8 protein-coding genes, 1 tRNA gene and 3 pseudogenes are annotated in these 12,136 nt (G+C 66.2%); 4 read left to right on the forward strand and 8 right to left on the reverse strand.

Annotated features, from left to right (window positions below):
* Positions 1-165: 165 nt before the first annotated feature.
* Positions 166-525: pseudogene (locus AB0D59_RS46765) on the reverse strand (transposase); the annotation flags it as partial.
* Between the two features lie 276 nt (positions 526-801).
* Between AB0D59_RS46765 and AB0D59_RS46770 the strand changes: the two are divergent.
* Both AB0D59_RS46770 and AB0D59_RS46775 read left to right on the forward strand, forming a co-directional pair.
* Positions 802-1,527: a hypothetical protein gene (locus tag AB0D59_RS46770; protein ID WP_362577990.1), complete on the forward strand. Its 726-nt coding sequence runs from the start codon at positions 802-804 to the stop codon at positions 1,525-1,527.
* Between the two features lie 615 nt (positions 1,528-2,142).
* Entirely contained in the window at positions 2,143-4,917 is a 2,775-nt protein-coding gene (locus AB0D59_RS46775) for a hypothetical protein (protein WP_362577992.1), read from the forward strand.
* Here AB0D59_RS46775 and AB0D59_RS46780 read toward each other — a convergent pair.
* From AB0D59_RS46780 to AB0D59_RS46800, 5 genes and pseudogenes are all read right to left on the reverse strand, one after another.
* A complete protein-coding gene (locus AB0D59_RS46780) occupies positions 4,901-5,251 on the reverse strand; it encodes a hypothetical protein (RefSeq protein WP_362577993.1) in 351 nt (116 codons plus the stop codon). The genes AB0D59_RS46775 and AB0D59_RS46780 overlap by 17 nt on opposite strands.
* Before the next feature lie 538 nt (positions 5,252-5,789).
* Positions 5,790-7,286, reverse strand: a complete 1,497-nt coding sequence (locus tag AB0D59_RS46785) for an IS4 family transposase (protein ID WP_362577995.1) — start codon at positions 7,284-7,286, stop codon at positions 5,790-5,792.
* A gap of 155 nt (positions 7,287-7,441) precedes the next feature.
* Positions 7,442-8,281 (reverse strand): annotated as a pseudogene (locus AB0D59_RS46790) (IS3 family transposase); the annotation flags it as partial.
* 73 nt (positions 8,282-8,354) lie between these two features.
* Positions 8,355-8,615: pseudogene (locus AB0D59_RS46795) on the reverse strand (transposase); the annotation flags it as partial.
* A 498-nt stretch (positions 8,616-9,113) separates the two neighbouring features.
* A complete protein-coding gene (locus tag AB0D59_RS46800; protein WP_362577997.1) occupies positions 9,114-9,452 on the reverse strand; it encodes a hypothetical protein in 339 nt (112 codons plus the stop codon).
* 442 nt (positions 9,453-9,894) lie between these two features.
* Between AB0D59_RS46800 and AB0D59_RS46805 the strand changes: the two genes are divergently transcribed.
* Both AB0D59_RS46805 and AB0D59_RS46810 read left to right on the forward strand, forming a co-directional pair.
* Positions 9,895-10,224 (forward strand): helix-turn-helix domain-containing protein, encoded by a 330-nt coding sequence (locus AB0D59_RS46805; RefSeq protein ID WP_362577999.1) that lies wholly within the window; start codon positions 9,895-9,897, stop codon positions 10,222-10,224.
* Positions 10,214-11,431 carry a site-specific integrase gene (locus AB0D59_RS46810; RefSeq protein WP_362578001.1) on the forward strand — a complete coding sequence of 406 codons (1,218 nt, stop codon included), beginning with the start codon at positions 10,214-10,216 and terminating at the stop codon, positions 11,429-11,431. The genes AB0D59_RS46805 and AB0D59_RS46810 overlap by 11 nt, the downstream gene beginning before the upstream one ends.
* A gap of 99 nt (positions 11,432-11,530) precedes the next feature.
* Here AB0D59_RS46810 and AB0D59_RS46815 read toward each other — a convergent pair.
* Together AB0D59_RS46815 and AB0D59_RS46820 are read right to left on the reverse strand one after the other, a co-directional pair.
* Positions 11,531-11,604 (reverse strand) — tRNA-Pro (locus AB0D59_RS46815).
* A gap of 143 nt (positions 11,605-11,747) precedes the next feature.
* A complete protein-coding gene (locus tag AB0D59_RS46820) occupies positions 11,748-12,107 on the reverse strand; it encodes an MmcQ/YjbR family DNA-binding protein (RefSeq protein ID WP_362578002.1) in 360 nt (119 codons plus the stop codon).
* Between the last annotated feature and the right edge of the window lie 29 nt (positions 12,108-12,136).

Here is a 12,136-nt window from a genome sequence, read left to right on the forward strand (position 1 = left end):
AACGGCCAGGGTCCAGAAAGGCGTCGTAGTCCCGCGCTCGAACAGTCCGGCGCGGGCGTGGTCCCCGCTACTGGAGCTGTTAACAAGGAATTAGGCGTCGTAGTCCCGCGCTCGAACAGTCCGGCGCGGGCGTGGTCCCCGCTACTGGAGCTGTTAACAAGGAATTAGGTAGAGCAGCGGCAGTACCTCGCTGATCTTCGGGGACTTCCGGCACCACGGCGGCAGGATCGCCGAGGCAAACCGCTTGCGCTCCCCGGTGGCATCGTCGATGCGCTTGTCGTTCACCCGCGGGGCCCTGACCTCCACTGCCCCGGCGACTGTGGTCACCTTCCGGGACTGGTGGTAGCCGTTGCGCACGACTAGACGGCGACCGTCACCATCCCGCTGATCAGCCAACTCGGCTATGTAACTGTTGACTTCTGCTTCCAACGCGGCAGCCAGCATCCGCCGAGCGCCCTCGCGGACGATGTCGTCGATCAAGGAGCCGTCTCGCGTGGAGTCGTCGTCATTCACTACGGTGAGCACGGGCGTGCCTTCCCAACCGACGCGCCAACGTCGGCCTACTCGATCACCATCAAAGGATCATTCGGGAAGGTACGCCCTTCGCGTGTCTCCCGACACCGATCCACAGGTCATGAGCATTGCTCGGTGCTGTCGCGCTCGGCTTCGTCCGTGAGATCACTCCATGTCTGCAGACAAACGCATAAGAACTGGGATGCCGTGGAGCACTTCCGTGCGGGATCATGCGCTATGTCGCAAGCACAGACGCCAGTTCCGCCTCATGTTCAGCACGCTCTCCACATGATCAACGTGTGGCAGCGAGAGTCCGGTGAGCACATCCCTCCAGTGGAGCCGGGCAGCAGCCTCAGCGGTGACGATGCCAAGGTCCCTACGCTCATGGTTTCCAGCGCTGCCTACCAGTGCTTCTCCCACGCTGTCGATCATCTGCACGCGGTGCAGGCGCTGCTCTTCGAAGCCAAGGTCCTGCACGCGTACGCGCCGTACAGCCTGCTTCGCGCCGCCGTTGAGGCTGCAGGTGAAGCGATCTGGGTCTTGGGCCCCAGCAGCCGCCAGGAGCGTATACGTCGTTGCCTCAAGCGGGCCTACGAGAACGTCAGCAAAGGAAAGGAGTTCACGGACCTGGCCGGAATACAGCCCTCAGGTAGGCCGACCCCGACACGCATACAGGAGATTCGAGATCTCGCCACCCAGCACGGCATCGATCCGAACGGCGTGTGCGGACGCTGGAGCACTCAGCATCAGCTCAAGTACGTGGACGAGCAGCTGAGCGGAGGCAAGGAGTCATCAGCCCAGAACCTGTGGCAGATCTGCAGCGGGTTCGCGCACGGCCGTGAGTGGGCCACGCTGGGTCTACTGGAGCGGACAGTCCAGGGCCAAGCAGGCAACGTAGTCCAGGTGCGTTTGTCCAGCTCTGGCGAAGTCCTGCTGAACATGCTGGCCATGACGACCGCCCTGTCGGCAGAAGCCAGAAGGCTCTTCGAGGAACGCCGGATCAGACACCAGTAGACCGGGGACACAGTCCCTACGCTCATGCCCCCTTCTTCGGTGGGCAGCCGACACGCAGAACGTGTGTTCCGGTGAGCGGCCCTCACAACCTCCCAGGTCACCATGCTCGTCCAAGCCGTCCCCAGTCTCCATCTGGCCAGCCAGCCGGGTGACACGGACTCGCCCGCTTCGGGGATCACCGAGGCGTATGCGTGGCGCAATACGTGGAAGCCGTCGCCGCCGCCAGTTCAACGGAGCGCAGGATGAGGGCGGGCGGGGCGTCGCCCGGAACGGCCCGCTGGTGTATCGGTCAATTCTGCGGCGGACGGCTTGTCGATGTGCACCTCGGGTAGAGAACTGCAGGCGGTTTCAGCATCCTGGCCATTCAGGCCGAACTCGTACTGGACGTTACCCCGCCGTGGATACCCCCCGTGTCGATCCATGGCTGGGCGATGGCCGTCAGGAGGCCGCAGCGGGCACCGCGATCCGGAAGCGGCACCAAGCGCCCCTGGCACCCCGGCCGGAGCATCGTCGCGCTGGCTGCGGAACTAGAAGGCGAGTACGTTCGAAGATCGCCGCACGGTTGCAGATACAACTCTGGCACTCGTAACACCGTCTACGCATCAAACTGAGTGCGTGAGCCCTGACGCGCCTCCTCCGCCCGTTCGTCACCGTGAGCCGACCGACTCGACCATCAAGGAGCTGTACGCAACAGCGTTGGCGTGCGGCATCCCGGACTGCCATGAACCGCTGTACCGGGACAGCGCCTCCACCGGCAGGCGCCTGCTCAACAGCCGCGTGGCGCACATCCACGCACGTAGCGAGGGTGGGCCGCGATGGGACCCAACCATGAGCAGGGAAGCTAACCGAGACTTCGACAATTTGATCCTTCTGTGCGAGCGGCACGCTTCCGAGATCGACATCACGCCCGAGCACTATCCGGCAGAAGTTCTACGTGAGTGGAAGCGAATTCAGGTCGAGTCTCACTCCCGGGCACGGCATCTGGCTCTCTCCGATGCCGAGGTGGCGGAGGTCGCCAACGCTTCCTTCAGCTCCGGCGATCTCATGGACCGACTGACTGCCGTCCTGCCGTTCTCTGCCCGCTCGCGGTCACGAGCGCAGGCGCTGGTGCTGGCGTCCAAGAGCTGCATGGCCCGCAGTAAGGTCCGCCTGCGCAGTACTCCAGCCGACCGCGTCGAGGCTGCGCTGGCCTGGAAGGCCCGGCAAGCCACGCCTGAAGTCGAGGTGCCCCAGGGAGCATTGCGCGTGCTCGTCGCACCCATGGGAGCCGGCAAGAGCGAGAAGGCGGAGCAGTGGTGGAGCGAAGGTCTGACCGCGGCGTGGCGGGACACCGACGTGGAGATTCCGGTATGGCTGGAGGCACGGGACATCCCGGCGACACTGACCGCCGCGCTCCAGGATGCGATCGGCGGCGATCCACTGCGAGAGTGCCGGGTTGTCGTGGACAACCTGGACGCGGTCAGCCCGCAGCAAGCCGACCGACTCCTTGACGAAGCCCGCCGCCTCGTACTGACCTGGCCGCTGATAAGCGTGCTAGCGACGACCCGCCCAGGAGCCGGTACGGTCGACAAGGGCGAGCGCATCGACGTGGAACCCTGGTCGCCCGCAAGAGGATTCGATCTCTTGAGGACCGTGACCGACGACACCCATTTCCGGGCCCTGGAGGTCTACGAGGTAGAGCAGTTGCTCACCACTCCCCTGCAAGTCCACGCCCTGGCAACCTGGTTGGGTGCGGGCCGCGACGGCCGCGTTTCCACGCACGAGCTGTTGTCAGGGCTGGCCGCGTCCATCCTGCAGCGCGAACGCCCGCAGGCTTCACAGCAAGTGTGGGACACCCTGCCCAGGTTGGCGGCGCGCATTCTGGACGCGGATGGCATGGTTACCGCCCATTCGTTCGCCCGCCCCTATGCCATCTGGGAACTGGAGGAGACCGGCCTCGTCGTCCACGACAGCGGACTCCTGAGATTCGCGCTCCCCCTGTTCGAGCAGCATTTTGCCGCTCAGGCGCTCCAAGACGGGCACACGTCGATCGAATTCGCCGCCAGCCCGCGTCAGTTCCCCCGCTGGCGCTACGCACTCGCATTCGCCCTCAAAGGCGCGGCACACGAGGTCGCCGAGGAATTGATGCTTCGCATGGCCCGTACGAACCCGGCAGCGGCAGCCTGGGTGCTGGAGGAAACGGATGACCAATCCCGAAGCGCTCACCCGCCGTCACCGGAGCATCAGCCCGCCGTTAGAATCAACCTGCCCGACGAGGACGGCAAGGATCCGGCGGTCGCCTTGGGGGTCCGGCTCCGGGAGGCGATGCTCGCCTGGCTACAGGGCGTCGGCACGCTGGGGCCATACCTCGTGCCGCACCATCACGGAAAGCTCGCACCTTGGGGTGTGAGGTTGGTGGCGGAGGACGTGCTGTTCGTCGGGCACGCCCGTGCCGGCGTGCTGGATGGAGACGTGCTCCTGCGGAGCGACCTTGAGTTCGGCGTCGGGCGTTGGCTCCAGCACTTTCACGACATCAGCGTCTTCGACAAGCCAGGTGAGCCCTTCGCGCGGTGGAATTGGACGCGCGACCAGCTCCGCGCCTCCCTGACACGTCGCCTACGCCAACGCACGCTGCCCGTTCCGCCCGAGTCGCCCCTGGCGATCGAGCGCATGTGGTTCCTCGCGCGGTTGATCATGGAGTACCGACATGGCAGAAAGCCCGTCCGACAGATCCCCGTGGCCGATCTACGCACCGAAGTGGAACGTCTTGTGGCGCACGCGGCAAAGACAGTCCGATCGAGATGGCAGCACGGTGGAAGCAAGTCCTTTGACTCGGATGACGTCCGCTGGCTCGACGCCCAACTGCGGCATGTCCATGGCGATGTACTGGACAGCCCTCGCCCCACACCCGACCGGACCGGTGGCAATCCGCGCTACTACTGGCAGACCTACTCGCCCGAACTGACCCGGTCCATCACGGCCGAGGTACTGCGGGACGCCCTCATGGGGTACCGCGAACTGGTGGAGACCAACTTTCCGCAGTTCGGAGCGGCCCTCGGTCTGTACGACGTGTTTCCTGCCCGAGCCAAAGGCATCGTCATCATGCCGAGCCCTGATGACACCCAGGCGTGGTCCGCCTCGGTCGCCTTCGCCATCCACCACGACGCGACCGCCAGCGATCACGGCCCCCCGGTCGTCGACATGGGGCTCGCCGAAGAGCCGGACGTGCCGAACGACATCTGGCAGCAGATCCGCGCCGTCCGCTCATCTGTTTTCCGCCTTCCGGCCATGCATGAGCAACAGCTCTCGATGGGCCTAGAACGGCAGGCGACGAACCTGGCCTACAGTTGGCTGGTCCGTGACTTGAGTGCGGTTGGTTGGATCGACGAAGGGATCAACTTCTCCGATTGACGGTCACTCGGCGTAGACCCTGGACCTGGCAGAGACGTACCGACTCCCCGCGTCGCCCCAGCCCCGGCCAGCCGTACGGGACCTTCTCGATGCGCTTACTCGCCGCATCCAGGACGTGCCGCTTCGTATAGTTGACGACACGCCGCCACTCCGCGACGGTGTCGCCATCCGGAGCGGTGATCCGGATGCGTCCTTCGGCGGCGAGCCGCTCGACCAGTTCCTGCACCTTCGCCCACCGGGCTCGCGCGACGGGCCGCTCGCTGTAGGGCGCGCGAGGCTTGGCAAACACCGCCCGCTCACTGCCGCCGGCGACCGCAGAGTCATCGCCGATCATCAGGAACCTACGATCCCGCAAGGCATCTACGGTCGTCCCGAAGGACGACCGCTACGTCAGTGGCTGATGCTCCGCACTTGTCGCCTATGCTGTTCCGATCCTCGGTGGTCCCGAAGGACGACCGCCACAGGCGATCTCGCTCGCCGAGCCGGTCAGGCTCTTGGTGTTGCGATCCTCGGTCGTGAAGGACGACCGCTACACCCGCGCCCTCGCCGGACCCGGCGCACCCCAGTGGTTGCGGTCCTCGTCGTCCCCAAGGACGATCGCCACACGGTCGCCGGAACGCATGCCGAGGCGGTGGCCGGCATTGCGATCCTCGGTCGCCCCGAAAGACGACCGCCACCGCGGTGAAGTTCCCCCAAGGCCGGGTAGTTAGCGTTTTCGCAGGTCACGCAAGTGGGGCTGGAGACCACGGTGTTGCGGCGTAGAGGCCGGGGCCGAGTTTGTGGATGAGGCCGCTGGCGGCCCACCGATTCAGTTGTCTGTACATGGTCTCCAGAGTGACGTCGCCGAAGTGGGCGGCGATGTCACGGGGCTGTCAAAGACGCGTGGGGTCTTCCTGGAGCAGGGCCAGGATGCGGTGTCGGCGCCGCGCGGCTGGGGCGGCGTGCCGGTCGTCCCGGGAGGCCGAGGGAAGTGCGGGTGAGTGATCCAGGGGTTCGAGGAGGACAGTGACGTTGAGGTGGGTGACGGTGCGGCTGGTGTCGGGGCGGCCGTCTTCGCGTCGCTCGCTGTAGAGGGACATCGGTGACTTGACCTTGCGGGTGCTGACCCGTTGCCGGCGGGACGGGAGCAGGCCGGTCAGGATCCGACGGCCGATCGTCCCGAGGAGAGTGTCCCGATCGGTGTCCGTCGTGACGATGCCGGTGGCCTGGATCACCTGGTCGCGGGCGGTGTGGAGCGTGATGCTGAAACAGCAGCGGTCCGGGTCGGTGCCGGGGAGGGACTCGGCGGCACCGACCATCACGGTGCGCAGGGCCTGATAGAGCGTGAGCAGTGACCACATCTCCTGCTCGATGCCTGCCGGGTCGCCCGAGCGGAGGTTGCGCCCGTTCATGATCGTGTGGCGGAGCGCGTAGTACGCGGATTCGTGTTCCCACCGCTGGTGATAGAGACCCACCAGCGCGGTGGCGGGGTAACGGCGGGCGTCGGTCAGGGTGGTGACCAGTCGGTAGGACCCGGTGAAGGACGTGCCGTCCGCGCAGGTCACGGCAATCTGTGCGTCGATGATCCGCACTTTCACGGTGCCGATCACCGACAGGTAGGAGCCGTCAGCGAGGCGGGTGAGGACCGGCGTGCGCCGGTTGCTGCGGAGCCGGCCCAGGACCTGGGCGCCGGTGTCGGTGACCTGCGCGAGGAAGGCGTTGCTGTCGAATCCTTTGTCCCACAGCACCAGCATGTCCGGCCGCAGCAGATGCAGCAGCCGGCCGGCGTAGCTTGTCTCGCCCTCGGCGGTGGGGCCGAACACCGCGCCGACCAGGGCCCGGGTGCCGGTCTCGACCAGCGTCATCAACTCCAGCGTCGGATAGCCATGGTGCGAAGTCCTGCCCAGCCAGGCCCCGTTCCGTTCGGAATCGGGCACCCTCAGCGAACTGCAGCCGTCGAATGACACCGTCCGGTACGGACCGAAACGCACACCTGTAGTCGTCGGCCGGGCCAGCAACCCGGCCAGCACCTCGAACAGCGCCCGCACCGGCGCGCTGCCGATCCGCCGGCGCAGGTCACGCAACGCCTTCGCCGACGGACAGACCACTGGCATCCCGGACAGACCCGCGGTCAGCTTGTCCCAGACGAGGCGATAGCCGACCTCGGGGAACAGGCACATCGCCAGCAAGAAGTAGACCCCGACCCGCGACGGGAGATCACGCAGCCGCTGCTGCACCGTCCTCGTCTCCGCAAGGACCGCGTCCACCAGCTCGAACGGTACGACGGCGGTCAGTTCCCCCAGATGCCCTGGAGCGAACCGGCCCGCGGCCACGGTGACCGTTCGGGTGATGGCCGTCAGCGCAGACGGCAGGACACAATGACGGGGCAACGGAGCTCCTTCGGGACAAGCTGTCTTGGTCGACTGCCTGTACCAACGAGCTCCGTTGCTCTACGTCGAGAATTCTTCAACTCCCCTTGCGTGACCTGCGAAAACGCTAACTACCCAGCCTTGGAAGTTCCCCCCGCGAACTGGACAGCGCGGGTTTACGCTGCCGGGACGAGGTTCTGCCTGAGCAAGGATCTCGTTTCGATCGGGGTGACGTACCCGTAGTCGGGGTGCCGACGGAGCCGGCTGCGGTTGTACTCGACCTCGACGTAGCGGAAAACGTCCGCCCGGGCGGCCTCGCGGGTCTCCCACGTGGTCGTCCCGATCTCCGCTTTCAGGATGGCGAACCAGCTTTCCGCGGCGGCATTATCGTAGCAAGAGCCGACACGCCCCATCGACTGCCTCATGCTCAACTTGCGTATTTCGCTGCGGAATTCGTCACTCGTGTACTCGCTGCCGCGATCCGTATGCATGACGCAACCCTGCTCCAGGTCGCCACGCCCGGCCGCCATCCGCAAGGCGGCGACCGGTAGTTCGGCGCGATGATGGTCGGCCATCGCCCAGCCGACCACCTCCCGCGTCGCGAGATCGATACAGGTCGCCAGATACAACTTCCCTTCCAGCGTGCTGAGTTCAGTCATGTCGCCGACGAGCCGCATCCCGGGCCGGGGCGCGGTGAAGTCCCGGCCGATCAGGTCGAGCGCGAACACCGCCCGCTTCGCCTGCCGGGTCAGGCCCCGCCGCCGGCGGCGGGTGATCCCGACGATCCGGTGCTTGCGCATCAGCCGCTCGACCTTCTTGGAGTTCACCACCCGCCCGGCCCGCCGCAGGGCGGCGTGGATCCGCGGGGCCCCGTAGGCACCGCGAGACCCGGCGTGAAGCACCCGGATCTCGCCCACCAGCACCTCCTCGGCCCGCTCCCGCACCGTCCGGGCCAGCCGTGACGCTCTGTGCGCGTAGTAGGTGGAACGGGGCACTCCCAGCACACGGCACAGAAAGGCAACGCTGTGACCGCAGGATTACCCTCCGATGCCTTCTCCGCATCGATGAAACGACACCGTGCCACGGTGTCTACCTCATCTTGTCCCGAGGGAAGAAGGCGGTCGCTTTTCCCAGAACCTCGATCGTGGCCTCCTGCTCGCGAACCTTCCGCCGCAGCCGGACCAGCTCCTCACGCTCCGCAGTGGTCAAAACCCCGGCAGGCCCCTCACCGCGGTCGACCTTCGCCTGCTTCACCCACCCCCGCAGCCCTTCCGGACTCACACCCAAATCCCTCGCGACCTCGGTGACCGTCTTCTCCGAGGACAACGCCAAGGCGACCGCGTCCCGCTTGAACTCGGCCGTCTACCGCTTACTCATGTTGCTCTTGCCGCTCACTACCTGTGACTGCTTCCTCCGGGACCATCCGTCCCAGTATCAAGCTGTCCGACCGGCAGGGGGAACCTCAGAGAGAGGATGGTTGCGATCCTCGGCCACCCCGGGAGGGCGACCGCCACCAGCTTGACCTGGTGTTAGAAGTCGGGGTTGCGAACCTCGGCCGCCGCAGAAGGCGACCGCTACTGTGTAGCGGCACAATCCACACCCGGCTCATGTCCCAGCTGCGATCCTCGGTTGCCCAGGAGGGCGATCGCCACAGCTGCGGATCATTGTCCCGGCTCGTGTGCTGCCGGTTGCCATCCTCGGACACATCGGAGAGTGACCACCGCTGCCGGGCACGGTCTCGGCATACCGGCCGAAGGAGTTGTTGCGATCCACCGTCGCCCCCGAGGGCAACCGCCACGCGCATGTCAGCCTTCTCGCAAGTGATCTTCTGGTCGTTGCAATCCTCGGTCACCCGGAGGACGACCGCGACGAGGGCTTGTAGTCGCTCGCCACCATGATCGCCGTGTTGCGATCCTCGGTTGTCTCAGAGGACGACCGCCACGAAGTCTGATGTTTCCCGTGTTCCATCCGGCCGGCTGTTCCGATCCTCGGCTGCCCTAAACATGACCACAACAGCCCCTCAACGTTCCAGACACCGAGATTCTCGTAGTTGCGATCCGCCTGTTGCCACTCACCGTACAGACCCCCGCCGGCCCGCGCGACGGGCCTCTCACTGTAGGGCGTCCGGGGACCGGCGGGGACTGCCGGCTCACTGCCACCAGCGACCGCGGAGTCGTCGTCGATCATCAGGACCCCACCATCCCGCAAGGCATCGACCGAGCGCCAGTCACTTGACATCCAGGCTCCACCCGCCCTCGCTGGAAGCGAGTCCGTTTGACAAGCCCGTGGTGTCGCATAGAGCCGAAAGGCACCCGTCAGCAGTGGGAGTCCCCTGGGACTTCCGGCTGCGTCAATGGACACGGCAGTGAAACATCCGAATGACCGCCTACCGCCGTCCGGCTCGGCGGCAACATAGCTCGGAAACGCCGGTTAGCCAAACCGGCGTTTCCGGAGACGATTAATGCGCCAACGTCCGCACCCGGACACAACCACAGATCGAAGCGAAGGCGCGTCGCCGCTTCCTGCTGGAAATCCGCCGCGCGTTCTCCGTTCGCGAACTGTGCTGTCCGTCTCTGGACTCTTCCGCAGATCCGTCTAGTGTTCCGTACTCCCCGGAGAACAGCCGCACTTGCCCAATGAACCGATAGCAACCATTGCCAACGCCGAACTGCATAGTAAGAAGGAGGCCGCAGCGGACCCTGCAGCTGCTCACCATCATGCCATCTCGCCTGATAGCCAAGCGGCTCTCCTCACCGGCGCCTGGTATTCGACCAGCGACCTTGCCGCCTGCCTGAGAGTGGACGCCTCAACCCTGCGCCGCTGGCGCACCGCCCAGCCACCCCAGGGGCCACCATTCGTCACGGTCTCGGAACGCGTCGTCATGTACAGCGCACTTGACGTCGAGGAATGGCTGCGCCACCGACGTACCGTCCCGGCCAAGGGACTCAATGGCCGATAAGACCAACGTTCCTGTCGGTGTCCGGCTCTCAACCGATATCGAATACCGCCCTGACCGCCCCACTCCGTATCGGGCGCGTGTCCGGTGGACCGATCCGACCAGCAAGCGCCGCCAGTCACTGTCCGAGGGAAAGGACAGCGAAGATGAGGCCCAGGAATGGCTCCAGGCCATCATCGAGGCCGCGCAGGCCGGACTGAGCCCATCGCTGGCCACCATGAAGCTCGCCGAATACGGCGAAGCGAACATGGACCTCGCCCTGCGCGGCCTGGAGTTGAAAACGCTGGACCCCTACCTGTCGGGGTGGCGGATGCGCGTGGTCCCCGCCCTGGGCCACCTCGCGGTGCGGATGATCACCAATGGCGTCGTCGACCGCACCGTGCAGAACTGGATCGCCGACGAGCACAGCCGCTCCACGGTGAAGAACACCATCGCCGTCCTGGTACGCGTCATGGAGCAGGCAGTCCGCGACGGCATCATCAATGTCAACCCCGCCCGGGTGACCGGCTGGCAGAAGCTCTACAAGCAGGCCGAGGACGAACTCCTCGACCCACGGGCGCTAGCCCTGCCCGACTGGGAGACCCTCGTCGCGCTGGCCGACGCGCTCGTTACCGCCTCCCACGACCAATACCGCGGCTGGGGAGACGTGGTCGTCTTCGCCGCATGCACCGCCGCACGGATCGGCGAGGTCTCAGGCTGCCGCGTCGGGGACATCGACACCAACCAATGGATCTGGACCGTGCGGCGCCAGACCACACCCGCGCCCGGCGGGCTGACCGACAAGGGCACCAAAGGCAAACGGGCCCGCAAGGTTCCCATCGTCGAGGAGATCCGTCCCCTCGTCGCCCAGCGCGTCCTGTCCGCCGGACCCAATCCCGACGCCCGCCTGTTCACCGGCCCGCGCGGCGGACGCATCTCCACAGCCGTCCTGCGCGACGCCACACACTGGGACGACGTGGTCACCAAACTCGGCTACGAACACCTGCGCCGCCACGACCTCCGGCACACCGGACTGACCTGGTTCGCCGACGCCGGAGTCCAAGTGCACGTCCTCCGCAGGATCGCCGGCCACGGCTCCCTGACCACCACTCAGCGATACCTGCACCCCGACGTACACAAGATCACGGCCGCCGGGGCGGCGCTCTCCGCACACCTCAGCGTGCTGCGCGCACCACGCTCACTGCCGAGCCCGATCGTCGTGACCCGCTGAACCCGGTCAAGGGCGCCGGTCCCCAACTGGTCCCCAAGAATGATCAAGGGCCGGTTTCGGAAGCCTCCGAAACCGGCCCTGACCTGCGACTGTCTCCAGTCGGGACGACAGGATTTGAACCTGCGACCCCTTGACCCCCAGTCAAGTGCGCTACCAAGCTGCGCCACGTCCCGGTGCCGTCTGACCTGGGATTTCCCTGGTCGAAACGCGCAAGGAAACAATACCGCACTCGGACCGGTGGTCGCGCACGGCTTTTGTCCGGGCGGAGTGCCGGCTCGACCTGGGGCCGCGGCGGTTCGGGCCGGTGCGGCGGGTTTCAGTCCGGGCCCGGCAGCCCCACCTCCGGATGGGAATCCAGGAGTCGGGGCGGGGCCGCCTGTCTCCAGGAGTCGGCGAGGATGTCGCGCAGCTCGGCCTCGTCCTCCAGGGCGGCGAGCCGCACTCGGACCCACGCGAACTGGGCCTCGTGATCGGCGATCCAGAACTTGTCCGGCTCGGCGAGCACCAGCTCGTCGCGCTCCTCCTTGGGGCAGCGCACGGCGATCGAGGTCTCGTTCTCGGGCAGCGTGGCGAACATCTTCCCGGCGACCCGGAACGTGGGCATGCTCCAGGCGATCTTCTCGCTGGTGTCCGGCAGGGACAGCGCGACACGGCGTACGTCTTCGGCTTCCGGCATGCCTGGAACCGTAGCGCCTGCCACTGACA

The organism is Streptomyces sp. NPDC048417, assembly GCF_040651615.1.
Taxonomy (GTDB): Bacteria; Actinomycetota; Actinomycetes; order Streptomycetales; family Streptomycetaceae; genus Streptomyces.

Excerpts from the sequence above, each read along its gene's own strand:
- AB0D59_RS46770 (WP_362577990.1), top strand. The coding sequence starts at position 802 with ATGATCAACGTGTGGCAGCGAGAGTCCGGTGAGCACATCCCTCCAGTG.
- AB0D59_RS46780 (WP_362577993.1), bottom strand. The coding sequence starts at position 5,251 with ATGATCGGCGATGACTCTGCGGTCGCCGGCGGCAGTGAGCGGGCGGTG.
- AB0D59_RS46800 (WP_362577997.1), bottom strand. The coding sequence starts at position 9,452 with ATGATCGACGACGACTCCGCGGTCGCTGGTGGCAGTGAGCCGGCAGTC.
- AB0D59_RS46810 (WP_362578001.1), top strand. The coding sequence starts at position 10,214 with ATGGCCGATAAGACCAACGTTCCTGTCGGTGTCCGGCTCTCAACCGAT.
- AB0D59_RS46820 (WP_362578002.1), bottom strand. The coding sequence starts at position 12,107 with ATGCCGGAAGCCGAAGACGTACGCCGTGTCGCGCTGTCCCTGCCGGAC.